Source organism: Bradyrhizobium ferriligni, assembly GCF_056837965.1.
The window spans coordinates 1-437 of sequence record NZ_JBXEJO010000299.1; the positions used below are offsets into that span (position 1 = coordinate 1).

At 44.9% G+C, this 437-nt stretch carries 1 pseudogene; it reads left to right on the forward strand.

Features of this window, described 5'->3' with window-relative positions:
* Positions 1-437 (forward strand): annotated as a pseudogene (locus AC1VNY_RS42710) (bifunctional methylenetetrahydrofolate dehydrogenase/methenyltetrahydrofolate cyclohydrolase); the annotation flags it as partial.

The window sequence follows — 437 nt, forward strand, 5'->3', positions numbered from 1 at the left end:
CAGACCATATTTCTGAAAAAGCGGTGATCGAACGTATCTCCCCTGATAAAGATGTAGACGGTTTTCATCCGTTAAACGTAGGGAAAATGCTGCTTGGCGAAGATACGTTTCTTCCTTGCACGCCTCATGGAATTGTTGAGCTTTTGAAGAAAACCAATATTGACCTTTCCGGTAAAGAGGTTGTTGTAGTCGGCCGAAGCAACATTGTCGGCAAACCTGTCGGCCAGCTTTTATTAAATGAAAACGCGACGGTTACTTACTGTCATTCAAGAACAGAAAATATTACTGAACATACGAATAAAGCGGACATCCTGGTGGTGGCAGTCGGCAGAGCCAACTTCATCAGTGCAGACCAGATCAAAGAGGGCGCTGTTGTCATTGACGTCGGCGTTAACCGTCTAGAAAACGGAAAGCTTTGCGGAGACGTTGAATTTGAA